The organism is Janthinobacterium goodfellowi (genome assembly GCF_051380695.1).
In the GTDB taxonomy this organism is placed as follows: Bacteria; Pseudomonadota; Gammaproteobacteria; order Burkholderiales; family Burkholderiaceae_D; genus Janthinobacterium.
This window is the reverse complement of record NZ_JBNYXN010000006.1, coordinates 54,329-79,112: the sequence shown is the minus strand read 5'-3', so window position 1 is coordinate 79,112 and position 24,784 is coordinate 54,329. Positions and strand designations below refer to the sequence as shown.

The window sequence follows — 24,784 nt, the reverse complement described above, 5'->3', positions numbered from 1 at the left end:
CCTGATGCTGCATGCCTTATCGTGACAGTTCTTCGGGGGCGCAGGTATTCTTGCCGTTTGTCAGTTGAACGACGTGAAATCCCCCGGCTTGGGCTGTGAGCAGGCAAAAATCTGCCGAGTAGCGCGAAGTCGGATCGGATGTGGATGGCGGCCTTCCAAGGAAGGATACGCCATACACCTTTCCCGCAACCAGTGGCGCGGCATCGCTGCTCTCGGCCCCCTCGGGAGCCTTGCCGTAGCGCACGCATCCCTTGTCTGGCAGACGATAGGTGGGATCGCCAAACGAGGCATTGGGGAACATGACCGTCCATACATTTTTCCAGCCATTCGGCCCAGGTGTGCTGATCGTCAGCATCTTCAGGCTGACGGGGCCTCTTGATCTTTCCTCTTCATTGGCAATCTGGAAGCAGGGAAGGCCCGCTTCCGTGATGACGGCGGCGGGACCCATGCGCGACCACGCCGAGGCATCGATAGCCGTCAGGGTGGCAAGCAGGAATAGCAGCGTGTGACGATATGGCATGGCGACCCTCGCACTATCTGATGAGCGACTGTTCTGGACAGATTTCATCTATCCAGGCTTGGCTATCGCTGTCGATACGAAGAATCTTGCGCTCCCCGGAGATGTCGGTGAATAAGCAAAACTTGCCCACGTAACCGCGAGTAGGATCTGAGGGATCGGCTGGCCCACCGTTCAGGAAGACGTCATACATGCGTCCTGTTTTCAGCGGCGGGGCTTTGGGTGGCTTGACCTCTGCTGTTGCTGATGCAACTCCATACAGAAGGCAGGACTTGGCATGCACAGGAATAGTCGCTGCGCCCGGTAAAAGAAAAGACCATACTTTGACTGCAGGCTTGACGGATACATCTGTCAGTACGACTGCACTAATCCGAGGAAGCCCGTTGCGCGCTTCTTCTTTTTCAGAAATAGAGAAACAGGGAGTGCCATTTTTTAGCTGTACTTCCGCGTATGCCATGCGGGAAGTGGCCGAGGCGCTCATGCAGGTCAGCAAGGTGAGCAGCGGTAGGGTCTTGTTATAAATGGACATTATTGACCTTATTGTGCCGAAGTGTTTGCTGGGCAAATTTCGTCTATCCAGGCCCGCATATCGCGCTTGATGGGAATGACCTGTTGGCCGCTGTTCGCTGTCGTGATGAGACAGAATTTCCCTTTGTAGCCGTAGGTCGAGTCAGATGGGTCATCCGGCCTGCCATTCAAAAAGACGCTGTACATCCTGTCTGTTTTCAGCATCGTCACGGCAGTCGATTCGGCTCCTGCCGGTACTTGGCCATACAAATAGCAGGTTTTTGCATGCATGGGAAGGGTCGTCGCTCCAGGGAGAATGAAGGACCAGACTTCTACAGGCGGCTTTATGGAGATATCGTAAACCATGAGTGCGCCCAGCATTGGCGTTCCATTGCGGCGTTCTTCTTTTTTTGAAATGGTAAAGCATGGTATGCCTTTGAATGAGCTAATCTCGGCTTCGGCCATGCGGGACATCGGGTACGCATCACGGTATGTCAAACCGAGGCTCATGATCAATGTCATTTCCAGGAAGATTGGTCTTGCTTTTTCTATTTTTAATAAATTCATTGATCACCTCTTCGTAGAGAGTCAGGGAGTTTCGGTATTCTTTTTGATTCATGGCTTTTGGTGTTTTCAAATACTTTAGCCCGAAATAATCTGCCAGTAAGTTGCCCTGCGCCTCCATGTTGAAGTCAGATAGTTTTTTTCCTCGCTTTAAAGAATACGTGTAACTCAATCCGAAACGGATAGCCCCACGCAATGCAACCGGATAGCCCAATTGATACTGCCAGACATGGACCATTTCATGCATGAACCAGTTTTTGTCTATTGGCTGAGCTATGGAAAAATCTTCTCGAAATTCCGACTCATGAAAATAAATCTCCCCATCCGGCGTCATGGCCACATCTTTCGGCTGCAAGCCGAACCATAGATACGGCTCCCCATGCACCTTGACCTTGCCGTAGTCGATCGCATCCTGGAACAGCATCCAGGCCATGTCGATCTCGCCCCTGGTCAGCGGGCGAACCTTGTCCTTCACTTTGACCTGTTTCACGGAAGAACCGACGTCCTTGTCGGTCGTCTTGATGCCATCGAGCTGGACGACCTTGACGGCAGGCGCAGCGTGTTTTGGCGCGGCGGCGCAGCATGGTGATTTATCCGGGTGCGGCAGGAACTCGGCCTGGGTGATCTGCGCCTCCCGCTTGCTGGCCACGCGCCCCGTGCGTCCCTTCGCATCCGTCGTCCCCGTCCACGTTTCGCCGTTGCTCAAGGTGAGCCGGTAATCGGCGTGCGCCAGCGGCACCTTGTTTTGCGAGACGAATTCCAGCTGTTCGTCGTAGCCGCAGCACCAGCATTCGTCGGGCTGGCCGGCCAGGCGGTGCAGTTCGCAGCCGCTTGTCGCGTTGCGCAGGGTGGTGCCCAGCACGGGCTGGCCGTCGGCGCTGAAGGTGACGATCATGCTGTCGAAGTGCGCGCCCAGGCTGCTCTTTTGGTGGGCCACGAGCTTGAAGAACACCTCGCACGCGGTGGTGCTGATGACATGGTGCCTGGCCATGGAACCTCCGCGATAAAACGCCAGCGTAGGCCAGCACCGCCACGCGAGTATTGACCGGGCGCAAGGCCTGCGCGCTTGCGTTAAGATGCCGGGCGTTTCAATGAACAGAAAGAGAACCATGTCCAGCCCATCCAACATCGCATCCTCCCGCACCGCCCGCAGCCTGGCCGCCGCCCTGATCGGCGACCCGTTTTACCGCGCCGTCACGGTGGCGTGCGGCGAGGATGAAGCGGCGCGGCTGGCCATGCTGGAGGCGTACTTCGCGCTGGCGCTGGTCGAGGGCGAGCAGGCGGGCCGCGTCGACCTGGCTGATGAGACGGGCAATGGTGCCGCCATCTGGACGACGGATACGCCGGCGGCCCAGCGCCAGGCCGCCTACGCGCAGCGCGAGGATGCCTTGCGCGTGCTGCTGGGGGAGCGCGGCTACGCGCATTTCACGGCCATCGTCGCGAACATGGAGCACGCGCTGGCGCCGCATGGTCTGCAAGACGCGTGGTATCTGTCGATCGCCGGCATCGCTCCCGCCGCGCAGGGGCAGGGGCTGGGCGCGTCCGTGCTGGCGCCGGGACTGGCGGCCGTCGATGCGGCGGGCGCCGCGTGCTTCCTGGAGACCTACAACGAGCGCAGCCTGCCGTTTTATGCCCGCCTGGGCTTCGTGGTGGCGGGGCGTTACGCGGAAGCCGTCACGGGCTGCGATTACTGGCTGATGGTAAGGCCGCCGCACGCTGCCTGATTGACCATTTTGCCAATTTCTATACACTCGTCTTTTCACTCATTTATTAAAAGACCTGGAGATGGAAATGCCGACCCCGCACCTGCGCCGCACCCTGCTCGTTCTCGCCTGCCTGGGCACCTTGGGCCAGGCCCATGCCGATACCGTCATCGACAATGCGAATGGCTACACGCTCGATGCAAGCGGCAAGGTGCTGCGCTTCACGGCGCTGGCCTTTGACGACGCGGGCAAGCTGCTTGCCGTCGGCAGCGCCGCGCAGGCGAAACGCAAGGCGGCCAAGGGCGCCCTGCACGTCGACGTGCAGGGAAAAACCGTGTTGCCGGGCCTGATCGACGCGCACGGTCACGTGTTCGGCCTGGGTACGATCGCCAGCGGCGTGATGCTGTACGGTTCGTCGTCGCTGCCGGCCGCCGTGCAGGCCGTGGGCGACTTCGCCCGCGCGCATCCCGAGCGCGGCTGGGTGATCGGTAATGGCTGGAACCAGGAAATCTGGAAGCTGGGACGCTTTCCCACGGCCGCGGAACTCGATGCGGCGGAAAGCGCGCGGCCCGTGTGGCTGCGCCGGGTCGATGGCCACGCGGGCTGGGCCAACAGCCGCGCGCTGGCGCTGGCCGGCATCACGCGCGCCACGCAAGATCCGGCCGGCGGCAAGATCGTCCGCGATGCGGACGGCAATGCAACCGGCGTGCTGGTCGACAATGCCATGGACTTGATGGATGCCGTGCTGCCCAAGCCGGGCGACGTGGAAAACCGCGCCGCCCTCGATGGCGCGCTGGCGCAGCTGTCGCAGGCGGGCCTGACCAGCGTGCACGATGCGGGCATCGGCCAGATGCAGGACCGGCTGTTCCGCGACTACGCGGACCACGGCAAGCTGACGGTGCGCGTCTACGGCATGATTGCCGACACGACGGAAGACTTCGACGCGCTGTCGAAAAACGGCCCATTAAAAAGCTATGCGCGCGACATGTACGCCTTGCGCGCCGTCAAACTGCTGTCCGACGGGGCCCTGGGCAGCCGCGGCGCGGCCCTGCTGGCGCCGTACAGCGACGATCCGACTACCAGCGGCCTGCTGTTCTACAAGGACCACGCCATGCGCGCGAAGATGGAAAAAGCCATGCGCGCCGGCTACCAGGTGAACGTGCACGCCATCGGCGACGCGGGCAACCATCAAATCCTCGACGGCTATGAAGCCTTGATCGCGCAATACCATAGCGTGGGCCTGCGCCACCGCATGGAGCACGCGCAGGTGGTGAAATTGAGCGACATCCCCCGTTTCAAGAGTCTGGGCATCGTGCCGTCGATGCAGCCCACGCACGCCACATCCGACCAGAACATGGCGGAGCAGCGCGTGGGCCACGAACGCATCAAGGGCGCATATGCGTGGCGCACCTTCCTCAAGCAGGGTTCGCGCATCGCCTGCGGCTCCGATTTCCCCATCGAGTCGCCGAACCCGTTCGAGGGCATCCACGCGGCCGTCACGCGGCAAAACAGCGAAGGGTTTCCGGCCGGCGGCTGGTATCCGCAGCAAGCCATGACGGTGACGGAAGCGCTGCGCTGCTTCACCCTCGACGCGGCCTGGGCGGCGCACCAGGAAAAGGTCATCGGCACGCTGGAAGCGGGCAAATGGGCGGACTTCATCGTCGTCGACCAGGACCTGTTCACCGTCGAACCCAAGGCCATCGGCAAGACGCAGGTGCTGCAGACGTGGGTGGCGGGCAAGCGCGTGTTCGAGAAAAAGTAAGGATTTGACAGCTGCAAAAACCTGTTGACTTGGTTGTATAGACAACCTATGCTGGGAGTACCAGAGCGGACCACGCATGTCCGCTCGCACCCTACGAGGAGACAGCATGAACAGCACAATGGACACCGATCCACGCTTTGATGCCAGCCGTACCATCCGCGCGCCGCGCGGCACGGCCATGGCTTGCAAGAGTTGGCAGGCCGAGGCGGCCTACCGCATGTTGCAAAACAACCTGGACCCGGAAGTGGCGGAAAATCCGCAGCACCTGGTCGTCTACGGCGGCATCGGCCGCGCCGCGCGCAACTGGGCCTGCTTCGACCAGATCCTCGCCTCGCTGCGCGAACTGGAAGACGACCAGACTCTCCTGATCCAGTCCGGCAAGCCGGTGGGTGTGTTCCAGACCCACGCGGATGCGCCGCGCGTGCTGATCGCCAACTCCAACCTGGTGCCGAAATGGGCGAACTGGGAACACTTCAACGAGCTCGATCGCCAGGGCCTGTTCATGTACGGCCAGATGACGGCCGGCAGCTGGATCTATATCGGCACGCAGGGCATCGTGCAGGGAACGTATGAAACCTTCGCCGAGGCGGGCCGCCAGCATTTCGGCGGCGACTGGGGCGGGCGCTGGATCCTGACGGCGGGCCTGGGCGGCATGGGCGGCGCGCAGCCGCTGGCCGCCACGATGGCGGGCGCCGTCTCGCTCAACATCGAATGTCAGCAGAGCAGCATCGACTTCCGCCTGCGCACGCGCTACCTGGACAAGCAGGCGGCCAGCCTGGACGAAGCCCTGGAACTGGTCAAATACCACACCGAACGCAAGGAAGCCATTTCCATTGGCCTCCTGGGCAACGCGGCCGAAGTGCTGCCGGAACTGGTGCGCCGCGCCAAGGCGGGCGGCCTGGTGCCCGACCTGGTGACGGACCAGACGTCCGCGCATGACCTGGTCAACGGCTACCTGCCGCGCGGCTGGAGCGTCTCGGACTGGAAGGCGGCGCAGCAAGACCCGCAGCGCCACGCGCGCCTGACGGTGGCCGCCGCCGATTCCTGCGCCGCCCACGTGCAGGCCATGCTCGATTTCCACGCCATGGGCGTGCACACGGTCGATTACGGCAACAACATCCGCCAGGTGGCGTTCGACCAGGGCGTGCAGAACGCCTTCGACTTCCCCGGCTTCGTGCCCGCCTACATCCGCCCGCAATTTTGCGAAGGACGTGGCCCGTTCCGCTGGGTGGCCCTGTCGGGCGACCCGGAAGACATCTATAAAACGGATGCGAAGATCAAGGAGCTGTTCCCGCACCACAAGCAGGTGCACCACTGGCTGGACATGGCGCGCGAGCGCATCGCCTTCCAGGGCCTGCCGGCGCGCATCTGCTGGCTGGGACTGGGCGAGCGCCACATCGCCGGCCTGGCCGTCAACGAGATGGTGCGCACGGGCGAACTGAAGGCGCCCATCGTCATCGGCCGCGACCACTTGGACACGGGTTCCGTCGCCAGCCCGAACCGCGAGACGGAAAGCATGAAGGACGGCACCGACGCCGTCTCCGACTGGCCGCTGCTGAACGCCATGCTGAACACGGCCGGCGGCGCCACCTGGGTCTCGCTGCACCATGGCGGCGGCGTGGGAATGGGGTATTCTCAGCATGCGGGCATGGTCATCGTGGCCGACGGCACGGAAGGGGCGGCGAAACGCCTGGCCCGCGTGCTGGTCAACGACAGCGGCTCGGGCGTGATGCGCCATGCCGATGCCGGCTATGAAACTGCGGCCGCCTGCGCCAAGCGCAACGGCCTGATTCTCCCCATGATGAAGTGAAAGCGAAGATGACACAGCACGCCAAAAGTTGGACCCTGAAGCCGGGCGCGATGACCCTGGGCGACCTGCGCGCCGTCTGGGCCGCACCCGCAAAACTGATCCTCGCCGCCGAGGCCTATCCCGTCATCGAGGCGTCGGCCGCCGCCGTGCAAGCCATCGTCGCCAAGGGCGATGCGGCCTACGGCATCAACACGGGCTTCGGCCTGCTCGCCAAGACGCGCATCCCCGATGAAAAACTGGAGCAATTGCAGCGCAACCTGATCCTGTCGCATTCCGTCGGCACGGGAGAGCTGCTGTCGGACGCCGTCGTGCGCCTGATCATGCTGATGAAGATCGGCAGCCTGGCGCGCGGCTTTTCCGGCGTGCGCCCGCTGATCGTCGACACCCTGATCGCTTTGTACAACGCGGGCATCATGCCGGCCATTCCCGCCAAGGGTTCCGTCGGCGCCTCGGGCGATCTGGCGCCCCTGTCGCACATGACCCTGGCCATGCTGGGCGTGGGCGACGTGCGCGTCAACGGCGAATTGATGCCGGCGCCCGAGGCGCTGGCGCAGGCAGGCATCGCCCCCGTCGTGCTGGCGGCGAAAGAGGGCCTGGCCCTGATCAATGGCACGCAGGTGTCGAACGCGCTGGCGCTGCATGGCCTGTTCATGGCCGAGCGCCTGCTGGAAGCGGCCATGGTCACGGGCGCGCTGTCGCTCGACGCGGCCAAGGGCAGCGACTCGCCGTTCGACGCGCGCGTGCACGCCGTGCGGGGACAGCCGGGCCAAATCCTGGCGGCGCAGATGTACCGCCAGCTGGTGGCCAACAGCGCGATCCGCGCCTCGCACCTGGAAGGTGACGAGCGCGTGCAAGACCCGTACAGCCTGCGCTGCCAGCCGCAAGTCATGGGCGCCTGCCTCGATTTGATCGGCAATGTGGGCCGCACCCTGCTGATCGAAGCCAATGCGGTCACGGACAATCCGCTGATTTTCCAGGATGGCCCCAACGGGCAGGCGGAGATCGTCTCGGGCGGGAACTTCCATGCCGAACCGGTGGCCTTTGCCGCCGACACGCTGGCGCTGGCGATCGCCGAAATCGGCGCGCTGGCAGAGCGCCGTATCGCGCTGCTGATCGACGCGACGCTGTCCGGCCTGCCTCCGTTTCTCGTGCGCGACCCGGGCGTCAATTCCGGCTTCATGATCGCCCACGTGACGGCCGCGGCGCTGGCGTCGGAAAACAAGTCGCTCGCCCATCCGGCCAGCGTCGACAGCCTGCCCACCTCCGCCAACCAGGAAGACCACGTGAGCATGGCCACGTTCGCCGGGCGCCGCCTGGACGACATGGCGCACAACACGGCCGTCATCGTCGGTATCGAGCTGCTCGCTGCCGCACAGGGCATCGATTTCCACCGTCCGCTGAAAACCTCGCCGCACCTGGAGCACGTGCACCACCAGCTGCGCCAGAAGGTGCCGTTCTTCGACGCCGACCGCTTCTTCGCGCCCGATATCGAAGCGGCCAAGCAGATGGTGCTGCAGGGTGAATTGAGCAGCACCTGCAAGAATTTGTTCGCCCCGCTGTACGCTTGAGCGGGAGCAAGGAGACAAGCATGGATTTCCGCTTCAACGAAGGCAGCATCCCGCTGCTCGTGTCGATGCCCCACGTGGGCACCGACATACCGGACGATATCGCCGCGCGCATGACGCCGCAGGCCCTCATCAAGGCCGACACGGACTGGCATTTGCGCGAGCTGTACGGCTTTTTGCAGGAGATGGACGCGTCCGTGCTGTCGGCGCGCTGGTCGCGCTACGCCATCGACTTGAACCGCCCGCAGGAAGACACGAATCTGTATCCGGGCCAGGATACGACGGGCTTGCTGCCCAACGATACCTTCCACCGCGAGCCGCTGTACCTGGCCGGCAAGGAACCCGATGCGGCCGACGTGCAGCGCCGATTGCAGCGTTACTGGGCGCCGTATCATGCGCAGCTGCGCGCGGAACTGGACCGCCTGCTGCGCGTGCATGGCGCCGTGGTGCTGTGGGATGCCCATTCCATCGCCTCGCATGTGCCGCGCTTCTTCGACGGCAAGCTGCCCGACCTGAACTTCGGCACGGCCGATGGCGCCAGCTGCGATGCGGGCCTGACGTCCGCCGTGGTCGATATCGCGCGCGCGCAGGATGCATTTACCGTGGCGCTCAACGGCCGCTTCAAGGGCGGCCATATCACGCGCCATTACGGCCAACCGGCAGGCCGCGTGCATGCGATCCAGCTGGAGATGTGCCAGTGCCTGTACATGGACGAATCGGCGCCATTCGGCTACCGGCCTGACCTGGCGGCCCGGGTGCAGCCGCTGCTGCGCCAGATGATGGATGCGGCCATGGCATGGGTGGCGCATTGAGTACCTGTTTGTTTGCGCGCCACGCGCTACTGCCGCAAGGCTGGCGCCGCGACGTGCTGCTGGAATGGGATGCGGCCGGCGACTTGACGCACGTCAAAGAGGGCGCCACGCCGCCGCCCGGCGCGGAAGTGGCCGAGTATGTCTTGCCCGGCATGGTCAACCTGCATTCGCATGCCTTCCAGCGCGCGCTGGGCGGCATGACGGAGGTTGCGGGTGACGAGGTTAATCATGTCGCGGACAGTTTCTGGACCTGGCGCGAGCTGATGTACCGCTTCGCGCACCGCATCACGCCGGAACAGATGGAAAGCATCGCCGCGCAGCTGTTTGCCGAATGCCTGCGCCATGGCTACACGTCCGTCTGCGAATTTCACTACCTGCAGCGCGATGCGGCTGGCGACCTGTATGCGCGTCCCGCCGAAACGGCTGAACGGGTGCTGGCCGCGGCGCGCATCAGCGGCATCGGCATGACCATGCTGCCCGTGCTGTACAGCCATGCGGGTTTCGGCGAGCAACCGCTCAAGCCGGAGCAGGCGCGCTTCCGCACCAGTGCGGACGATGTCCTGCGCATCGTCGAGGCGCTGGCGCCGCAGCGCGGCGGGCAGGTGGAAGTGGGCTTTGCTCCCCATTCGCTGCGCGCCGCCGGCGTGGCGCAGATCCGCGAAGTGGCGCAAGCGCTGCCCGTGGGCCGGCCCATCCACATCCATATCGCCGAGCAGCAGGGCGAGGTGCGTCAGTGCCTGGATTACAGCGGCCGGCGCCCAGTGCAGTATCTGTACGACCAGGTCGATGTCGATGCGCGCTGGTGCCTCGTGCACGCCACGCATGTGCAGCCTGACGAGGTGGCGCGGATGGCCGCCAGCGGCGCCGTGGCGGGCCTGTGCCCGACGACGGAGGCGAACCTGGGCGACGGCCTGTTTCCGCTGGCCGAATTCATCGCCGCCGGCGGGCGCTTCGGCGTCGGCAGCGACAGCCATGTGTCGCAGTCGCCGGTGGAGGAATTGCGCTGGCTCGAATATGGCCAGCGCTTGCAGCGCCAGCAGCGCAACGTGGCCGCCACGCCGGAGCAGCGCCACGTGGGCGACTATCTGTGGCAGGCGGCCTTGCAGGGGGGCGCGCAGGCGTCCGGACGCAAGCTCGGTGCCCTGGCCCCAGGTTGCCGCGCCGATGTGCTGGTGCTCGACGACGCGCATGTGAACCTGTGCGGCGTGGCCATCGCCGATGTACTGGGCAGTTTTATCTTCTGCGGCAACGACAAGCTGGTGCGCGACGTGCTGTGCGGCGGCCAGTGGCAGGTGCGCGATGGGCGCCACGTGGCGCAGGACGCCATCGCCACCGCCTACAAGCGCACCCTGGCGCAACTGAGGGCGCTCTGATGGCGACCTTCATCCCGCAGGAATACCTGCGCGCCGCGCCGTGGAAGAATGGCGGCGGCAGCACGACGGAAATCGCCATTTCTCCCCCGGGCGCCGGTTTCGACGATTTTGACTGGCGTATCAGCCTGGCGACGATCACGGCCAGCGGGCCGTTTTCCAGCTTTCCAGGCATCGACCGCAGCCTGATGCTGGTCGATGGCGACAGCGTGCAGCTGACGCTTGACGGCACGCGCAAGGTGACCTTGAATGCGGCGCAACCGATGCTGTGGTTTCCCGGCGAGGCGGCCGTGGAGGCGCAGGTCAAGGGACCGACGACGGATTTCAATGTGATGACGCGGCGCGACCGCTGCCGTCACCAGCTGGAAAAAATCACGGCGCCGGGCAAGCTGGTACGGCGCAGCGCGGCCACCCTGCTGTTCGTCGCCGGCGAAGGCCACGTGCTGGTGCGCGCAAGCGACCAGCAGTTTGCGCTGGCCCGCCATGACGCGCTGCTGCTGGACGCCGACGATGCGCAGGAATGGCGTCTCGACGCCTTGCAGCGCACGGCCGTGTTCCGCGTCGACCTGTTCATCTAGGAGAGAAAAACGATGCAAGACTGGGACATGGTCATCCACAACGTCCACCTGGCCACGATGGAGCACGGCTACGGCGAACTGCTCGACGCGGCCATCGCCGTCAAGGATGGCCGCATCGCCTGGTTCGGTCCCGGCGACGAGTTGCCGGCCAGCGGCGCGGTGCTGCACGATGGCCAGGGCTGCTGGCTGACGCCCGGCCTGATCGACTGCCATACGCACATCGTCCACGCGGGCAACCGCAGCGACGAATTCGAGGCGCGCCTGAATGGCGCCAGCTATGAAGACATCAGCCGTGCCGGCGGCGGCATCATGTCCACCGTGCGCGCCACGCGCGCGGCCAGCGACGACGAATTGCTGCGGCAAAGCCTGCCCCGCGTGCTGGCGCTGCTGGCCGAAGGCGTGACCACGCTGGAAATCAAGTCCGGCTACGGCCTGGCTGCGGACAGCGAGGCGAAGATGCTGCGCGTGGCGCGCCGCATCGGCCAAGAGCTGCCGGTCAATGTGCGCACCACCTTCCTCGGCGCGCACGCGCTGCCACCCGAATACGCGGGCCAGCCCGATGCGTATATCGAGCTGCTGTGCGCCCAGATGCTGCCCCGGTTGGCCAGCGATGGACTGGTTGATGCCGTCGACGCCTTTTGCGAACGCATCGGCTTTACGCCGGCGCAAACCGAAAAGGTATTCGAGGCGGCGCAGGCGCTGGGCCTGCCCGTGAAACTGCATGCGGAGCAGCTGTCGGACCTGGGCGGCGCGGCGCTGGTGGCCCGCCATGGCGGCCTGTCGGCCGACCATTTGGAATTCCTGTCGCAGGAGGGCATCGCCGCCATGGCAAAACACGGCACGGTGGCCGTGCTGCTGCCGGGCGCGTATTACTTTTTGCGCGAGACGCAGCCGCCGCCTGTGGCGGCCTTGCGCGCGGCCGGCGTGCCCATGGCCGTGTCCACCGATTGCAATCCGGGCACCTCGCCCATGACGTCATTGCTGCTGGCGATGAACATGGCGTGCACGCTGTGGCGCCTGACGCCGCAGGAGGCGCTGGCCGGTGCCACCTGCCACGCGGCGCGCGCGCTGGGTTTGCAGTATGAAACGGGCAGCCTGGCAGTGGGCAAGCGCGCCGATTTCGCCCTGTGGCGCATCGCGCGCCCGGCCGACCTGGCATATGCGCTGGGCCTGAACCCGTGCGCGGGCGTGGTGCATGGCGGTGTCTGGCGCGCGCCGGTGGTAAGCTTGCCGGATTGATCATCCGTCCTGGAGCGCCGCGTGCGTTGTGTTTACCTGTTGTTGCTGCTTGTTTTCGGCGTCGCCGCGCCCGCACACGCCCTGGACGGCGGTACCCTGAAGGTGGGTTCGAAGCGCTTTACGGAATCGTATATTCTCGGCGAGATCATCCAGCAGAGCGCCGCGCCGCACGTCAGGGCGCAGCACCGCCAGGGCCTGGGCAACACGGCCATCGTGCTTGCTGCGCTGCAGGCGGGCAGCATCGACATGTATGCCGAATACATGGGCACGATCGCCAGCGAAATCCTCAAGCACGACAAACCGATTGAGCTGGACCAGATGCGGCGCGAGCTGGCCGCGCTGGGGCTGGGCGTGGCCGTGCCGCTGGGCTTTAACAATACGTATGCGCTGGCCATGCGCGGCGATGAAACATCCATCGCGAGCCTGGCGCAGCTGGCGCAGCACCCGGCCTTGAAATTCGGCCTGTCGCATGAATTCATCGGCAGGATCGATGGCTGGCCGGGTCTGGCCGCGCGCTATGGCTTGCCGCAGCGCCCACGCGGGCTCGATCACGGCATTGCGTATGAAGCGCTGGCGCAGCGCCAGGTGGACGTGATCGACATCTATTCGACGGACGCGAAGATCCGCCAGTATGGCTTGCGCGTGCTGGCCGACACGCAGCAGTACTTTCCCCGCTACGACGCCATGCTGCTGTACCGGCTCGACGTGCCGCAGCGCTTTCCCGCCGCCTGGCAAGCCTTGCAGGCGCTGCAGGGACGCATCAGCGAGGCCGACATGATCGCCATGAATGCGGCCGTGGAAATCGACGGCAAGAGCTTTGCCGGCGTGGCGCGGCAGTGGCTGGCGTCAGGCACGCGGGCGAACAAACCGGCGGTCGCGCGCAGCGGCTTGCTTGATAAAATCCTCGGCGACGATCTGTGGACCCTGACGCGCCAGCACCTGACCCTGGTGCTGCTGTCGGTGGCGCTGGCATGCCTGATCGGCATTCCGCTGGGCGTGCTGGCGGCGTTTTCGGTGCCGCTGCGGCAAACGGTGCTGGCCTTCGTCGGCGTGCTGCAGACGGTGCCGTCGCTGGCCCTGCTGGCGATATTGATACCCGTGCTGGGCATGATCGGCTTGGCGCCGGCGCTGGTGGCGCTATTCGTGTACGCCTTGCTGCCCATCGTGCGCAACACGTGCACGGGCATCTTGCAGGTGCCGCAAGGCTTGCGCATGGCGGCGCTGGCGCTGGGCATGAGCCGGCGCGACCGCCTGCTGCACGTGGACTTGCCGCTGGCCTTGCCCGTCATGCTGGCGGGCGTGAAAACGGCGGCCGTGATGAGCGTGGGCACGGCCACCATCGCCGCCTTCATCGGCGCGGGAGGCTACGGCGAACGCATCACCATCGGCCTGGCCCTGAACGACAACGACATGCTGCTGGCCGGCGCGATCCCCGCAGCCGTGCTGGCCCTGCTGACGCAAGGCCTGTTCGAGCTGGTGGAACGCTGGGCCGTTGCCGGCCGGCAGCACTGACGGCATCACGGTTACAGCGAGTGCAGTTTGGAGCGCACCGAGACGACGGCCTGGTGCAGGATGCGTTCGGCCTGGAAGTCGTTTTCGCGCTGTTCGGCGATGGCTTGCAAGTCGCGCGTGTAACGTTCCAGGCGGGAACGCAGGTAGGCGCGGTAGATTTTCATGACGAGCGGTTTGGCAGAGACATTCATGATGTGGCTCCCAGGTGCGGAATGATGCGTTCATTTTGTGTGAGCGGAATGCCGCCACTTTGCGTCAGATCAAACGCCATGACCCCGTCAAATTGGCGCGTTTGACATTGCGCAATGCCCCCAACGTCGAAGATGCCACACTGAATTTTCCCTGCTCGCCTGGACATCATCAGCCGCGAGCCCTGATTCCATCAAGCATACTCAAGGAGCGTCGCATGGTCATTTTTGCCGTGGTTGCTGGCTGCATCGCCTGCCTGACAGTGTACCAAATCTATAAAAATGCGCAGGGTGGCAGTGGGGTTGCGCAACAACATATCGGCTTGCACGGCACATTGATTGAACCACGGAAATAAACTGTGGCAAATGGTGGACAGTTAGGTGTCGGCTTTAAGGAAAATGTAAGGCCCGGTAAGCAAATGTAAAGGTCGGCGCGGTGACCAGTCGTAGCGTTTATATTGATAACCGTTGATTGCATTCTCCCCCTCCCACTTGACAATGGGTTCCCCCCGCGGTGCCGCTAGCCCGCGGGGATTTTTTTGGGAACTTGCATTGTCAGTTCCTTCGCTACAATTCCAATCAGGCCGCTTTCGGCGTTCCTGCCGACAATTGCGTCAAGGCATCGCCAGTCACGCGGCAGATGCGCCAGTCCGGCATCACGTCCGCGCCCATGCCCTTGTAGAAGTTGATCGCGTTGTCATTCCAGTCCAGCACCGACCATTCGAAGCGACCGCAATCGCGTTCGACGGCCAGTTGCGCCAGCGCCACGAGCATCTGCTTGCCATAGCCCTTGCCGCGCACCGATTGCTTCACATACAGGTCTTCCAGGTACAGCCCCTTGCGGCACAGGAAGGTGGAAAAATTGTGGAAGAACAGGGCGAAGGTCACGACCGTGCCGTCTTCCTCGCCCACCAGCGCTTCGCACGCGGGGTGCTTGCCGAACAGGCTGTCGTGCAGCATGGATTCCTTGGCGATCATCATGTGTTCGAGTTTTTCAAACACGGCCAGTTCGTGGATCATGCCAAAGATGGCAGCCACGTCGGATGCGGTCGCGGGACGGATGGCGAGGGAGGAAGAGGTGCTCATGTTGCCTTTGTTGATGGAGTGGTGGAAAGGGAAGCAATGCTACTCGTCTTGCGCGCGCCCGACGTCAGGGCCCAGGCCACGCTGGACAGGCATAGGACCATGCCTGCCCATTCGATGGGGGCGGGCCGGTAATGTTCGAACTGGACCGACAGCAGCACGGAAATGACGGGCGTGACGACGCCGATATACACGGTCTTTTGCGTGCCGATGCGCGCGATTAAAGTGAAATACGCGCTGAAGGCGATCACCGAGCCGAAGATGGCCAGATACAGTAATCCCATCCAGTAACTCGTGCGCGTGGGCAATTGCCAGGACTGGCCCGTGGCGATGGCCCAGGCGGCCACCATCAAGCTACCCCATAGCATGGTCCACGCCATGGTCAGCATCACGTTGCCGGACTGTTCGCGCACTTTCATGACGAGGGCATTGCCTACCGTGCTAGACACGGTGGCCACCAGGGCCAGCAAGAATCCGAGCAGAAAATGGCCATTGCCGCCGCCGAGAATATCGTGCAGCGCCGCGCCGATGGACTGGTAAAACAGCAGCACGATACCGCAGATGGCAACAAACGCCGCGCAGCAGGTGCTCCAGGTGATCGGTGTGCCGAAGGCGATGCGGTTGAGCAAGGGCGTCCAGAACACCATCAGCGCGAACAGCACGCTGACGAGGGCGGAAACGAGGTATTGCTCCGAACTATACGTGCACACATAGCTGAGGGCAAACGAGGCCAGGCCCTGCAGCAGCATCCATTTTTGCGCGCGCCAGGGCAGGCGCAGGCGGTCGCCGCGCAGCGCGCACCAGGCAAACAGGGTGGCGGAAGCGAGGCCGAAGCGGTAGACCACGGACACGGCGGGGGCGACATCGCCCAGCTGCAAGGTGATGGCCCAGAAGGTGGAGCCCCAGATCAGGCAGGCAATGATGAACAGGAGAGGAGAGGACATCGCGCAAGTATACGGGCATCGCGCGGGGATGGCGAGCCCTGGTCGGGCTTGCTCGACGAGCGGTCAGCAGACACACCGGCATTGAGCCAGCGCAGTGCTTCTGGAGAATGTTGAATTTATGAAAATATTTACTTTAATATCAAGTAAATGTTTTCTGAATTGCATCTTTGAAGGGAGACCGCCATGCCAGCCTCACTGCAGATCAAAATATGGAGCGTGCTTGTGTATGTCATCGTGGCAACATGGATTGCCGTCTGGCTGCATGAGGGCATGTCGCCCTCGACTTTGCTCATCGCTGCCGGCGCATTCGGCTGAGCGCATGCGCCGGCAAGCAGATCAGTGGGTGACGCGGGTCTTGCGGCCGTCCGACAGCAGGCGCACGCGCTCGCCCGGACGGAACAGTTCGTCCGCGTCTTGTACGATGGCGCGCATGTCGCCATTGTCCAGGCGCACCGTGATTTCCAGGCCGGGTTTGTTCGAGGCATTCGCTTCGATGCTCTTGCCGGCCATGCCGCCGGCAACCGCGCCGAGGATGCTGGCCGCGATGGCGCCCTTGCCGCCGCCGACGGTCGAGCCGGCCACGCCGCCCAGCGCCGCGCCGGCCAGCACGCCCGTGCCCGTTTCGCCCTTGTCGATGGTTACCTGGCGCACGGATTCAACCGTGCCCATGCGAACCGATTGTTCATTCTGCGCCTGGCGCGCGTTGTAGACATTCGCCGAGTTCGGTTGTACGGCGCAGCCGGCCAGGGTGGCCAGCAATGCCACTGCAATAATTGGTGCTTTCATGTAGGACTCCCTTGGACAAAAGTTGGTTGCCGATTGCGTCGACCGGCAGATGATGACTTATCATAAGGACACTTGTCGCAGATAACTAGTTGCGAATAGTAAAAATCTGTTACCGGTCCCGCGTGACCAAGGGACCACCTGCCGCTCAATACGCCAGCCGCAGGCGCCGGTACAAAAATCCCAGCACGAACAGCGGCCCCACCAGCAAAAAGCGCACATCGTCGAAAAACGACGGTTTCTTGCCTTCGATCTGGTGGCCGATGAACTGGCCTATCCAGGCCAGCACGAACAGCGCCAGCGACGTGGGCAAAATAGTCAGCGGCGGCATGAGCAGCAGCAGGCCCAGCATGACGGCCAGCATCGCCAGCATGCCCGCCGCAAACGGACGCGACAGCTTATAGTAATAGTATAAGGCCAGAATACTGCCGAGCAGCGCCACGCTGGGATGCACGCTCCACAGCAGCCCCAGCAGACTGAAAACGATCAACGGCACGCACACGATGTGCACCCATTCATTGATGTGGTTGCGGTGGCTTTCGCCATACTGGGCCAGCAGGGTGTCGATGGTGCGCATGGGCGTCTCTTGTAGAGGGAGGGGTGTGCGGGAATTCTACACCGTCGCGTGGCCGGGTAAAATGCTCCTTCGTCTTCCCTTCCGGATATCTGATTTGAACAGCCCAGCTCTCCTGCCAGACCATGCTGCCGATGCGCGCAAGCGCTGTTTCGATCCCGTCGTCGACGCCGGCACGCGCTTGCTGATACTGGGCAGCCTGCCCGGCGAAAAATCGCTGGCGCACAGTCAGTACTATGCGCATCCGCAAAACAAGTTCTGGATGCTGCTGGGCGAGGTGCTGGGCGTGGAGTTGAAGAGCCTGCCCTATGAAGAGCGTTTGGCCAGCTTGCTGGCGCACGGCGTGGGCCTGTGGGACGTGGTGGCGCAGGCGCAGCGCGCGGGCAGCCTGGACAGCAATATCCGCTGCCGCGACGACAACGACCTCGTCGCCCTGGCCGCCAGCCTGCCGCAGCTGCACACGATCGCCTTCAACGGCGGCACGGCCGCCAAGCTGGGCGTCAAAGTGCTGGGCGAGCACGCGCAGCGTTACCGCATCGTCAGCTTGCCATCGAGCAGCCCCGCCTATACTTTGCAATATTCCAGTAAATTGGCTTTGTGGCGGACTTTGCGTGAGTAAGTATGAAATACTGTGCTCTTTGTAGGGGGGAATTAAGAATAATTAAGGAAGGTAGCCAACAGATGCAAATCACTATTGCACTATAAATTATATTTTCTTTCGCGAATCGCCAGTTCTCGTTTCTGTGTCGATGCTATTGATAATAACGTTATCCGGCGACCAAAATGCATGGAGATAATGGGCTAATTTTACTTATATTGGTTAGACTGTTTTTTGAAATTATTGGATTTATATCTTGCACTTAATGTTTCGAAGCTCGGAAAAATGGAAGTGCATTAGTTGCGGAAAGTAGGTTTAGTGCACGGGAAGATCGTCGCACTTCATCGGAGGCGAGAATTTTATATCTCCATTTTCGAGTCGCTTTGCTACTAAAAATTTTGCATCGCCTAAAGGTGCTAGTTTCTCACCAGGCTTGAGTGCACATTCCTTCCCGGGGTACATATCAAAGTTGTACACGGCAGCAGGAAGCCATTTTTGAATTTCAGTTTCATAATGTAACATGGCAGGACGTCCCTGTTGCCAAAGAATTAAACCAAGTATCCCATAGAAGAAGACTTGGAAGATTTTGGTTGTCATAACATATTTCATCGAACTATCCTGGATAGTTTCGGCCAATAACCATGCTTTCATTCCCTTCGGCGCGCTCCGAGCCATGAACAGGACCGGAATAATAATCGCTGATGCTACCATGCTGGTCGCGTATATCAAGCCGCCGGAAAATACGATAAGGAAGGGTATGGTAAAAATTGCCATTAATAGGCTTGTATGGGTGAAATTTGTTGGTACTACATGGATTGCGATAGCAATTTCTTGACGTGCCATTGCATAGGCGAGTGTGCTCGTAGCAGCGAAGATAACGGTGATAGACGCTTTTCCGAGCGTATGCGCAGAAAGAGCCTGATACCAACGCAGCCCATCAAGCACGGCGACGTAAATACAATAGACGACAAAGGTCCACCATAGATATGGTAACCAATGGCCGGCACCTAAGTAGCCGAGTAGTGTAACTGTAACGCCAAGAACAACAATATTTCGATAGAGGCGCTGTGGCTTGTTTAAGTCCTGATCAATTATTCGAAGTTTGTGGATTAGCATCTGTGCAGCATTGCGGAACCTTGGCACTTTGCTGTATGTGGTTATGACCGCCAATACAATAAAGTAGATTTTTAATTGGAAGATAACGATGGTGTAGTCAACTGCAATAGGTGCCAATAGTGGTAACAACAGAAGTATGGATGGTACTAAAAATAGGACGATTCCTCGTCTTGCCCATTTCTGTCCATTCGCTGTAGAGATTGATGCCCTGACGGCGGCCACGATTTTTCTTAAAATATATTTTATACGCATGATTATTTGAAGTGAAAAAGTTATTGAGTAGTTTAATTGTTACATTCTTAAATTGGTAATTCTGGCGATAGTTGGGCAAGGTTTGATGTAGATCATCAGGTACATAATTAGGTGGATAGATCAATGATTGCTGGCGTTGTAACTGCGCTGAATCAATATGTTGCGCTATTGTAGGAGGGGAACATTTTGCTGGCGTCAAATTACGCGAGTAACAAGGGCGAACTGATGGAGGGGAATTTGGAAGGAAGGCGGTGGATCTGAGCAAAGATATTGCTGTTTGTTACGTATTCGTGAAGATGGTTGAAGATGGTGTGGCCAGAATCTTCACTTGACCCGCTGCGCTGAGCTTTCACAATTTAACGCAGTTCCTTTATGTAAGGTAGGGGGCCATCTTGAAAAAACGCAAGGTAAATATCACAACCCTAATTTTTTCTTGAGATGGCCGGAGGGTGACTGATATTGAATTGAAGAACGTGCCTTTCGCACAACTCAGTGTGTAAATTGAAATGTGAAAAAACCTGGCGGCATACAGACCGCATGGTTTTAACTTGCTATATAAGCCTGCGCTTCCACCGGCTGCCCCTTGGCATCGAATTTCAGCGCCACGGACAAGTGGGTGACGCCGATGGTGGCCAGCGCGTCGCAGATGTCGTCGACTTCGTCCTGCAGGTCGGCGGCCAGGTCCAGCGGCTTGTCGGCGCTGTGCAGCAGGGCGCCGTCCGCCGTGCTGACGTTGACGCGCAGCAGCATTTCGCCATGTTCATCGGCCGGGCCGACGACCACCGAGACGTCGCCCGCATCCACGTTGTTTTCCGCCAATGCATGGTTGATGCCGGACATCATCTGCAGCATCGCATACTCGCTCATGCCTTGTTCCTTGCCACCGTGGAACAGATCCTGGTACAGAAAACTCACTTCCAGGGCACTGCCGGCCGGCGCCAGGCAGCGTTTCAGCAGGTCGCCCACTTCCGTCGTCCATTGCTGGTAGCGGGCCATGCGCGCATCGAACCAGGCGTCGAGCGCCGCTTCGTCCTTCGGTTCCGCATAGAACGGATCGTCCACGCGTTTCAAGGCAAAGCCCAGCAGGAAGCGCAGTTCGACGGCCGTGTCCTGCGGGCCGAAGGCCGTTTCGCTCCAGCCGACGATGCTGCTTTCCAGGCCCGGCGTGGCGACGATCTTCTTGTCCGTCATCGACGAATAGGCATCGCGCACCATGTCGTGCAGATGGCTATAGGTGATGCGGTCGATTTCATCGAGGTCGTAGGCATGGCTCATCAGGACCACCTTGGCCTTGGCGCTTTCCAGTTCTGCCTGCTGAAAACTTTTCACCAGCGCTTCGAATGCATCCTGGTCCTGGAAGCTGTCCGCTTCCTTCAGGCCGCCCGTGCTTTGCACCAGCAGGGGCACGACGAAGGCGTTGATTTCCATCGCCGGGGCGTTTTCGCGGCGGATCACGGAAATGGACGCCGCTTCCTCGATATGGCTGCGCAAATACTGATAGGCACCCACGTCCTCGTACTTGGAACGCTCGATGGCGTCGTACAGGATTTCATCCTTCTTTTGATTCAGGGCCTTGCGGATCAGGCGGCCGAACTCGACGGCTTGCTCGGCCAGCACCGTGCCCTGCGATTCGCTGTCTTCCTGCTCCGCCAGGTTCAGGGCCATCGTGCACAGCATGCGTGTGACGGACTCATCCTTGTCTTCAGGCGTGTTGGCGGATTTACGGGGGACAGGGCGCTTATTTTTGGGCATGGCGATCAACAGGTTAAGGAATACGGGTCAGGCAAACGGAAACGGGCGCCAGGGTTTTGCCGGGCGCCGGGATGGATCATACAGGCGGACGCGGCCGCCCGATACCTCAATGGTCGGTGTCGAACATCTCGTGCAGCTCGTCGAGCAGGTCGGCCGCTTCTTCCTGCGACAGGCCAAGATGCTGGCAGGCAAGTTCGCCGCCCTTGTCCCATTCCAGCGAGGTACTGTTGCCATGGTAGCGCTGAATGCCCTTTTCGGCCAGCAGCGACAGGGCGACGAGCGAGCGGATGGCGTCGTCCGTGGACGGGTCCGCCAGCACCGTGTAGTCGTGGTGGTGCAAAATTGCCCAGGAAACGTCGGAGGACAGGCCCCAGTTGCGCGCCAGCAAGCAGCCGATGGCCGCGTGGTTGGTCTGGTGGCGCGCGTCTTCCAGGGCTGTAAAACAGTTGTGCGCATCGTTGGCCGCCGCCGCATACGTGTTGACGTAGTCGGGGAAGCGGTTCATCAGCAGGGGCACGCCGATGTCGCAGAACAGGCCGAAGGTATGCGCGATATCGGGCGGGGCGATGCGCAGCTTGCGCGAGGTAAATACCAGGGCGCGCGCGCGCTTGGCCGATACGTCCCAGAAATTGGTCAGTTCCACGCCTTCCGCTTCCAGCGCCTGGCGCGCCAGCAAGCCCGTCATCATGGCGCTGCATTGGTTGATGCCGAGAAAGTTGATGCCTTGTTCGACGGACTTGGCCTTGCGCGCGGCGCCATAGAACGGCGAATTCGCCAGTTTCAGCAGGGCGCCGGACATGCCGACGTCGTCGGCGATGATGCGCGCGATGCGGCGCGGCGACGGGTCCTGTTCGGCCAGTTCGCGCTGCAGGTCGACCAGCAGGCTGGGACGCGGCGGGATACGGATGGAACGCATCAAGGCGTCAACCGGATCTTCCTGCACTACCTGCTTTTGCGCTGCCGCTCTCGTCATCATTGTCTTGCCTGGTTGTTATCTTGTTGCGCTGCCGCCATCCGCCTCGTGGGCGCCCGGCGCGGTGCCGACGATTATCGCTGTTTATGCGCGGCAATAGTTCATCTGTGCAAACTATTCTGGAAAAATCCCCGTTTTGGCCCGCTCCATTCGCTATTTTCCGTATTTTACGACGCTGTCCATCCCGATATTCATGATAAAAATACTAATTTTTATTTGTTTTCAAGGCGAGACTAGGCGTACGCAGACAGCGTGGCATTACAATTGCCGGATGAAAAAAATCCTCGCGGGTATCGATTTTGCGGACGATTCCAGCAGCGTGGCACGCCAGCTGATCGGCGTGACCGTGCTGGTCGACGGCGTGGGCGGGCGCATCGTGGAAACGGAAGCGTATGACCGGCTGGACCCGGCCTCGCACACGTATGGCGGCATGACGCCGCGCAATGCGGCCATGTTCGGCCCGCCCGCGCACGCCTATGTCTACCGCTCGTACGGCATCCACTGGTGCCTGAACTTCGTGTGCCGCGAAGCGGGGCATGGGGCTGGCGTGCTGATCCGTGCTATCGAACCGCTGGCGGGCATCGATACCATGCGCGAGCGGCGCGGCGTCGAGGATGCGCGGCTGCTGTGTTCGGGGCCGGGCAAGGTGTGCCAGGCGCTCGGTGTCACGCATAGGCAGAACCGGCTGGCGCTGGACGCGCCGCCGTTCATGCTGCTGGCGCGCGAGGAAGAGGTTGTCGTACAGGCGGGGCCGCGCATCGGCATTTCCAGGGCAATGGACACGCCGTGGCGCTTCGTGCTGGCAGGCTCGCGTTACCTGAGCAAGCCCATGCGCGCGCCGGTCATTTAATCGTGCATCTAGCCGCGCCGGCGCTGGGGCGTATCCTTCGCGCCACGCATGCCGGGCATGCCGCGCAGCGGACTGTGCAGTGCGCGCCGGTCCTGGGCGGGCATCCTGGCGGGGTCTTGAAAGGCGTCGTCGTCCAGGCCTGCCGGTGTCGCCGGCGCGGCTTGATCCAGGGTAAAGACGCTGACCGCCGCCGACAGTTTGACGGCCTGATCCTGCAGGCTGGCCGCCGCTGCCGCCGCCTGCTCCACCAGGGCCGCGTTTTGCTGGGTGACGTCATCCATCTGCGCGACGGCCTGGTTCACTTCCGTGATGCCCGACGCTTGCTCGGCGCTGGCCTCTTTCACGCGCTGGATGATCTCGTTAACTTGCTGCACCGAGGCCACGATGGCACCCATGCTGTCGCCCGCTTGCTGCACGGCCACGCTGCCGCCATCGATGGTGGTGACGGAGGTGGCGATCAGGGTCTTGATTTCCCTGGCCGCCTGCGCCGAGCGCTGCGCCAGGGTGCGTACTTCCGACGCCACCACGGCAAAGCCGCGGCCCTGTTCGCCCGCGCGCGCCGCCTCCACCGCCGCGTTCAGCGCGAGGATATTGGTCTGGAAGGAAATGCCGTCGATCACGCCGATAATATCCACGATCTGGCGCGAATTGGCCCGTATCGTCGCCATCGTCGCCACCGCTTGCTGCATCGATTGTCCCCCTTGCACGGCCAGGGTGGAGGCTTGTCCCGCCAGCTCGCAGGCCAGCTGGGCGTTGTCCGCATTGTTGTTGACAGCTTCCGTCAAGGTTTCCATGGCGCTCGATGTTTCTTCCAGCGAACTGGCTTGCATTTCCGTGCGCGCCGACAGGTCCAGATTCCCGGTGGCAATTTCGCGCGAGGCCGTGTCGATCGATTGCACGGCGCCCATGATGGTGCGCAAGGTCTGGTTCAGGTGGGCGATGGTCTGGTCCAGCACGCGCGACGTGGCGGCGATTTCGTCATTGCCTTGCTTCGGTGCGCCGGCCATCAGCTTGCCGGCCGCCAGGTCTTGCACGGCGTCGGCAATGCCGCGGATTTCCGCCAGCATGGCGCGGCGCACCAGCATGGTCACGACGATGGAAACGAGGATCGACAGCAGGACCGTCAGCAGCAGGCTCCAGCCCAGGCTGCGGAACTCGGCGCTGGCCGTCGCATGGGCCTGGCTGCTGAGCTTTGTTTCCAGGGCAGACAGTTGCGCCAGTTGGGTATTGAACTGGACGAATTGCGTTTCCGCCTTGAGCATGGAATTGGTGGCGATCGACTGGTCCATCTGCGCCATTTCCATGGTTTCCAGCACGGCCTTGCGATAGCCGGCCAGGGCCGTGATGGCCGCATCGACCAGGGCGCGCTCGGCCCCCGTGGCCGTGGAGCGCAGCGTGGTCAGCTGGGTGCCGATGGCCGCATGGCGCGCCTTGATCTGTTTTTCCAGCGCATCGAGGCGGACCTTGGCAAAGCTGCCATTGGTCCACGACAGCAACTGGTACATATTGCCATGCACATGCCTGGCCTCGCCCAGTACGTCGGCGGCTGCCTTCAAATGCGCGATGCGCACCAGCACCATGTTTTCCAGCGAGGCATTTTGCCGCACCATGCCATACCAGGCGCCGGTCGAGCTGAGTATCAGCAGCAGCAAGACCAGGGTGGGCGCCAGCAATAATTTTGGTCCGATGCGTAATTGATTGAGCATGCTTGACTCCTGGCTATGGCTGTTCA

The 24,784-nt window shown here is 61.9% G+C and carries 26 protein-coding genes; 13 read left to right on the top strand and 13 right to left on the bottom strand.

All coding sequences use genetic code 11. The annotated features are described in order from the left end of the window. Positions 1 to 16: 16 nt before the first annotated feature. Genes ACQ4WQ_RS21500 through ACQ4WQ_RS21485 form a run of 4 tightly spaced genes read right to left on the bottom strand, consistent with a single transcriptional unit; the run spans position 17 to position 2,579 of the window. Entirely contained in the window at positions 17 to 520 is a 504-nt protein-coding gene (locus tag ACQ4WQ_RS21500; protein ID WP_436499860.1) for a hypothetical protein, read from the bottom strand. Between the two features lie 13 nt (positions 521 to 533). After that, positions 534 to 1,046, bottom strand: a complete 513-nt coding sequence (locus ACQ4WQ_RS21495) for a hypothetical protein (RefSeq protein ID WP_436499858.1) — start codon at positions 1,044 to 1,046, stop codon at positions 534 to 536. Positions 1,047 to 1,054: 8 nt separating this feature from the next. Continuing rightward, positions 1,055 to 1,534 (bottom strand): hypothetical protein, encoded by a 480-nt coding sequence (locus ACQ4WQ_RS21490; protein ID WP_326456474.1) that lies wholly within the window; start codon positions 1,532 to 1,534, stop codon positions 1,055 to 1,057. Next, complete coding sequence (locus ACQ4WQ_RS21485) at positions 1,509 to 2,579, bottom strand: hypothetical protein (RefSeq protein WP_436499856.1); 1,071 nt, start codon at positions 2,577 to 2,579, stop codon at positions 1,509 to 1,511. The genes ACQ4WQ_RS21490 and ACQ4WQ_RS21485 overlap by 26 nt, the downstream gene beginning before the upstream one ends. A gap of 118 nt (positions 2,580 to 2,697) precedes the next feature. Between ACQ4WQ_RS21485 and ACQ4WQ_RS21480 the strand changes: the two genes are divergently transcribed. The 9 genes from ACQ4WQ_RS21480 to ACQ4WQ_RS21440 all read left to right on the top strand — a co-directional run bounded on the left by ACQ4WQ_RS21480 (position 2,698) and on the right by ACQ4WQ_RS21440 (position 13,939). Next, entirely contained in the window at positions 2,698 to 3,312 is a 615-nt protein-coding gene (locus ACQ4WQ_RS21480; protein ID WP_436499854.1) for a GNAT family N-acetyltransferase, read from the top strand. Between the two features lie 67 nt (positions 3,313 to 3,379). Further along, on the top strand, positions 3,380 to 5,053 hold the full coding sequence (locus ACQ4WQ_RS21475; RefSeq protein ID WP_436499852.1) for an amidohydrolase: 1,674 nt from the start codon (positions 3,380 to 3,382) through the stop codon (positions 5,051 to 5,053). Between the two features lie 106 nt (positions 5,054 to 5,159). Beyond that, a complete protein-coding gene (hutU, locus tag ACQ4WQ_RS21470; protein WP_436499850.1) occupies positions 5,160 to 6,863 on the top strand; it encodes a urocanate hydratase in 1,704 nt (567 codons plus the stop codon). Positions 6,864 to 6,871: 8 nt separating this feature from the next. Next, on the top strand, positions 6,872 to 8,431 hold the full coding sequence (hutH, locus tag ACQ4WQ_RS21465) for a histidine ammonia-lyase (protein WP_326456469.1): 1,560 nt from the start codon (positions 6,872 to 6,874) through the stop codon (positions 8,429 to 8,431). 20 nt (positions 8,432 to 8,451) lie between these two features. Then, positions 8,452 to 9,240 (top strand): N-formylglutamate deformylase, encoded by a 789-nt coding sequence (hutG, locus tag ACQ4WQ_RS21460; RefSeq protein ID WP_436499848.1) that lies wholly within the window; start codon positions 8,452 to 8,454, stop codon positions 9,238 to 9,240. Continuing rightward, positions 9,225 to 10,613 (top strand): formimidoylglutamate deiminase, encoded by a 1,389-nt coding sequence (locus ACQ4WQ_RS21455; RefSeq protein WP_436499846.1) that lies wholly within the window; start codon positions 9,225 to 9,227, stop codon positions 10,611 to 10,613. Before hutG ends, ACQ4WQ_RS21455 begins: the two co-directional genes overlap by 16 nt. Beyond that, positions 10,613 to 11,188 (top strand): HutD/Ves family protein, encoded by a 576-nt coding sequence (locus ACQ4WQ_RS21450; protein ID WP_436499844.1) that lies wholly within the window; start codon positions 10,613 to 10,615, stop codon positions 11,186 to 11,188. The genes ACQ4WQ_RS21455 and ACQ4WQ_RS21450 overlap by 1 nt, the downstream gene beginning before the upstream one ends. A 12-nt stretch (positions 11,189 to 11,200) precedes the next feature. Continuing rightward, the gene (gene hutI, locus ACQ4WQ_RS21445; RefSeq protein WP_436499842.1) at positions 11,201 to 12,427 is read left to right on the top strand and encodes an imidazolonepropionase; all 1,227 of its coding nucleotides are present in this window, start codon (positions 11,201 to 11,203) and stop codon (positions 12,425 to 12,427) included. A gap of 21 nt (positions 12,428 to 12,448) precedes the next feature. Further along, complete coding sequence (locus tag ACQ4WQ_RS21440; protein WP_436499840.1) at positions 12,449 to 13,939, top strand: glycine betaine ABC transporter substrate-binding protein; 1,491 nt, start codon at positions 12,449 to 12,451, stop codon at positions 13,937 to 13,939. 11 nt (positions 13,940 to 13,950) lie between these two features. On the opposite strand, the gene ACQ4WQ_RS21435 is transcribed toward ACQ4WQ_RS21440, so the two are convergent. Beyond that, a complete protein-coding gene (locus ACQ4WQ_RS21435) occupies positions 13,951 to 14,130 on the bottom strand; it encodes a hypothetical protein (protein WP_034746290.1) in 180 nt (59 codons plus the stop codon). 59 nt (positions 14,131 to 14,189) lie between these two features. On the opposite strand from ACQ4WQ_RS21435, the gene ACQ4WQ_RS21430 reads away from it, so the two are divergent. Then, positions 14,190 to 14,483 (top strand): hypothetical protein, encoded by a 294-nt coding sequence (locus ACQ4WQ_RS21430; RefSeq protein WP_436499838.1) that lies wholly within the window; start codon positions 14,190 to 14,192, stop codon positions 14,481 to 14,483. Positions 14,484 to 14,706: 223 nt separating this feature from the next. Here the strand turns inward: ACQ4WQ_RS21430 and ACQ4WQ_RS21425 are convergent, their stop codons facing one another. Together ACQ4WQ_RS21425 and ACQ4WQ_RS21420 are read right to left on the bottom strand one after the other, a co-directional pair. After that, positions 14,707 to 15,213, bottom strand: coding sequence for a GNAT family N-acetyltransferase (locus ACQ4WQ_RS21425; RefSeq protein ID WP_326456463.1), 507 nt, complete (start codon positions 15,211 to 15,213; stop codon positions 14,707 to 14,709). Beyond that, positions 15,210 to 16,154 carry a DMT family transporter gene (locus tag ACQ4WQ_RS21420; protein ID WP_436499836.1) on the bottom strand — a complete coding sequence of 315 codons (945 nt, stop codon included), beginning with the start codon at positions 16,152 to 16,154 and terminating at the stop codon, positions 15,210 to 15,212. The genes ACQ4WQ_RS21425 and ACQ4WQ_RS21420 overlap by 4 nt, the downstream gene beginning before the upstream one ends. A gap of 183 nt (positions 16,155 to 16,337) precedes the next feature. Here ACQ4WQ_RS21420 and ACQ4WQ_RS21415 point away from each other — a divergent pair, with 183 nt between their 5' ends. After that, positions 16,338 to 16,469 carry a hypothetical protein gene (locus ACQ4WQ_RS21415; RefSeq protein ID WP_326456461.1) on the top strand — a complete coding sequence of 44 codons (132 nt, stop codon included), beginning with the start codon at positions 16,338 to 16,340 and terminating at the stop codon, positions 16,467 to 16,469. Between the two features lie 21 nt (positions 16,470 to 16,490). On the opposite strand, the gene ACQ4WQ_RS21410 is transcribed toward ACQ4WQ_RS21415, so the two are convergent. Both ACQ4WQ_RS21410 and ACQ4WQ_RS21405 read right to left on the bottom strand, forming a co-directional pair. Further along, on the bottom strand, positions 16,491 to 16,940 hold the full coding sequence (locus ACQ4WQ_RS21410) for an outer membrane lipoprotein (RefSeq protein ID WP_034780449.1): 450 nt from the start codon (positions 16,938 to 16,940) through the stop codon (positions 16,491 to 16,493). A 145-nt stretch (positions 16,941 to 17,085) separates the two neighbouring features. Beyond that, complete coding sequence (locus tag ACQ4WQ_RS21405) at positions 17,086 to 17,514, bottom strand: Mpo1 family 2-hydroxy fatty acid dioxygenase (RefSeq protein ID WP_436499834.1); 429 nt, start codon at positions 17,512 to 17,514, stop codon at positions 17,086 to 17,088. A 94-nt stretch (positions 17,515 to 17,608) separates the two neighbouring features. Between ACQ4WQ_RS21405 and ACQ4WQ_RS21400 the strand changes: the two genes are divergently transcribed. Continuing rightward, on the top strand, positions 17,609 to 18,130 hold the full coding sequence (locus tag ACQ4WQ_RS21400) for a DNA-deoxyinosine glycosylase (protein ID WP_436499832.1): 522 nt from the start codon (positions 17,609 to 17,611) through the stop codon (positions 18,128 to 18,130). Between the two features lie 294 nt (positions 18,131 to 18,424). On the opposite strand, the gene ACQ4WQ_RS21395 is transcribed toward ACQ4WQ_RS21400, so the two are convergent. From ACQ4WQ_RS21395 to ACQ4WQ_RS21385, 3 genes are all read right to left on the bottom strand, one after another. Then, positions 18,425 to 19,477, bottom strand: coding sequence for a hypothetical protein (locus ACQ4WQ_RS21395; RefSeq protein ID WP_436499830.1), 1,053 nt, complete (start codon positions 19,475 to 19,477; stop codon positions 18,425 to 18,427). Positions 19,478 to 20,020: 543 nt separating this feature from the next. Beyond that, entirely contained in the window at positions 20,021 to 21,229 is a 1,209-nt protein-coding gene (locus tag ACQ4WQ_RS21390) for a hypothetical protein (RefSeq protein ID WP_436499828.1), read from the bottom strand. Between the two features lie 106 nt (positions 21,230 to 21,335). Continuing rightward, complete coding sequence (locus tag ACQ4WQ_RS21385) at positions 21,336 to 22,202, bottom strand: HDOD domain-containing protein (protein WP_326456489.1); 867 nt, start codon at positions 22,200 to 22,202, stop codon at positions 21,336 to 21,338. 271 nt (positions 22,203 to 22,473) lie between these two features. Here ACQ4WQ_RS21385 and ACQ4WQ_RS21380 point away from each other — a divergent pair, with 271 nt between their 5' ends. After that, positions 22,474 to 23,052, top strand: a complete 579-nt coding sequence (locus ACQ4WQ_RS21380; protein ID WP_436499826.1) for a DNA-3-methyladenine glycosylase — start codon at positions 22,474 to 22,476, stop codon at positions 23,050 to 23,052. 8 nt (positions 23,053 to 23,060) lie between these two features. Here ACQ4WQ_RS21380 and ACQ4WQ_RS21375 read toward each other — a convergent pair whose 3' ends face one another. Beyond that, positions 23,061 to 24,758, bottom strand: coding sequence for a methyl-accepting chemotaxis protein (locus ACQ4WQ_RS21375; RefSeq protein WP_436499824.1), 1,698 nt, complete (start codon positions 24,756 to 24,758; stop codon positions 23,061 to 23,063). Positions 24,759 to 24,784 lie beyond the last annotated feature (26 nt).

Excerpts from the sequence above, each read along its gene's own strand:
- ACQ4WQ_RS21500 (WP_436499860.1), bottom strand. The coding sequence starts at position 520 with ATGCCATATCGTCACACGCTGCTATTCCTGCTTGCCACCCTGACGGCT.
- ACQ4WQ_RS21495 (WP_436499858.1), bottom strand. The coding sequence starts at position 1,046 with ATGTCCATTTATAACAAGACCCTACCGCTGCTCACCTTGCTGACCTGC.
- ACQ4WQ_RS21490 (WP_326456474.1), bottom strand. The coding sequence starts at position 1,534 with ATGAGCCTCGGTTTGACATACCGTGATGCGTACCCGATGTCCCGCATG.
- ACQ4WQ_RS21485 (WP_436499856.1), bottom strand. The coding sequence starts at position 2,579 with ATGGCCAGGCACCATGTCATCAGCACCACCGCGTGCGAGGTGTTCTTC.
- ACQ4WQ_RS21480 (WP_436499854.1), top strand. The coding sequence starts at position 2,698 with ATGTCCAGCCCATCCAACATCGCATCCTCCCGCACCGCCCGCAGCCTG.
- ACQ4WQ_RS21475 (WP_436499852.1), top strand. The coding sequence starts at position 3,380 with ATGCCGACCCCGCACCTGCGCCGCACCCTGCTCGTTCTCGCCTGCCTG.
- hutU (WP_436499850.1), top strand. The coding sequence starts at position 5,160 with ATGAACAGCACAATGGACACCGATCCACGCTTTGATGCCAGCCGTACC.
- hutH (WP_326456469.1), top strand. The coding sequence starts at position 6,872 with ATGACACAGCACGCCAAAAGTTGGACCCTGAAGCCGGGCGCGATGACC.
- hutG (WP_436499848.1), top strand. The coding sequence starts at position 8,452 with ATGGATTTCCGCTTCAACGAAGGCAGCATCCCGCTGCTCGTGTCGATG.
- ACQ4WQ_RS21455 (WP_436499846.1), top strand. The coding sequence starts at position 9,225 with ATGGGTGGCGCATTGAGTACCTGTTTGTTTGCGCGCCACGCGCTACTG.
- ACQ4WQ_RS21450 (WP_436499844.1), top strand. The coding sequence starts at position 10,613 with ATGGCGACCTTCATCCCGCAGGAATACCTGCGCGCCGCGCCGTGGAAG.
- hutI (WP_436499842.1), top strand. The coding sequence starts at position 11,201 with ATGCAAGACTGGGACATGGTCATCCACAACGTCCACCTGGCCACGATG.
- ACQ4WQ_RS21435 (WP_034746290.1), bottom strand. The coding sequence starts at position 14,130 with ATGAATGTCTCTGCCAAACCGCTCGTCATGAAAATCTACCGCGCCTAC.
- ACQ4WQ_RS21425 (WP_326456463.1), bottom strand. The coding sequence starts at position 15,213 with ATGAGCACCTCTTCCTCCCTCGCCATCCGTCCCGCGACCGCATCCGAC.
- ACQ4WQ_RS21420 (WP_436499836.1), bottom strand. The coding sequence starts at position 16,154 with ATGTCCTCTCCTCTCCTGTTCATCATTGCCTGCCTGATCTGGGGCTCC.
- ACQ4WQ_RS21415 (WP_326456461.1), top strand. The coding sequence starts at position 16,338 with ATGCCAGCCTCACTGCAGATCAAAATATGGAGCGTGCTTGTGTATGTC.
- ACQ4WQ_RS21410 (WP_034780449.1), bottom strand. The coding sequence starts at position 16,940 with ATGAAAGCACCAATTATTGCAGTGGCATTGCTGGCCACCCTGGCCGGC.
- ACQ4WQ_RS21405 (WP_436499834.1), bottom strand. The coding sequence starts at position 17,514 with ATGCGCACCATCGACACCCTGCTGGCCCAGTATGGCGAAAGCCACCGC.
- ACQ4WQ_RS21395 (WP_436499830.1), bottom strand. The coding sequence starts at position 19,477 with ATGCGTATAAAATATATTTTAAGAAAAATCGTGGCCGCCGTCAGGGCA.
- ACQ4WQ_RS21390 (WP_436499828.1), bottom strand. The coding sequence starts at position 21,229 with ATGCCCAAAAATAAGCGCCCTGTCCCCCGTAAATCCGCCAACACGCCT.
- ACQ4WQ_RS21385 (WP_326456489.1), bottom strand. The coding sequence starts at position 22,202 with ATGACGAGAGCGGCAGCGCAAAAGCAGGTAGTGCAGGAAGATCCGGTT.
- ACQ4WQ_RS21380 (WP_436499826.1), top strand. The coding sequence starts at position 22,474 with ATGAAAAAAATCCTCGCGGGTATCGATTTTGCGGACGATTCCAGCAGC.
- ACQ4WQ_RS21375 (WP_436499824.1), bottom strand. The coding sequence starts at position 24,758 with ATGCTCAATCAATTACGCATCGGACCAAAATTATTGCTGGCGCCCACC.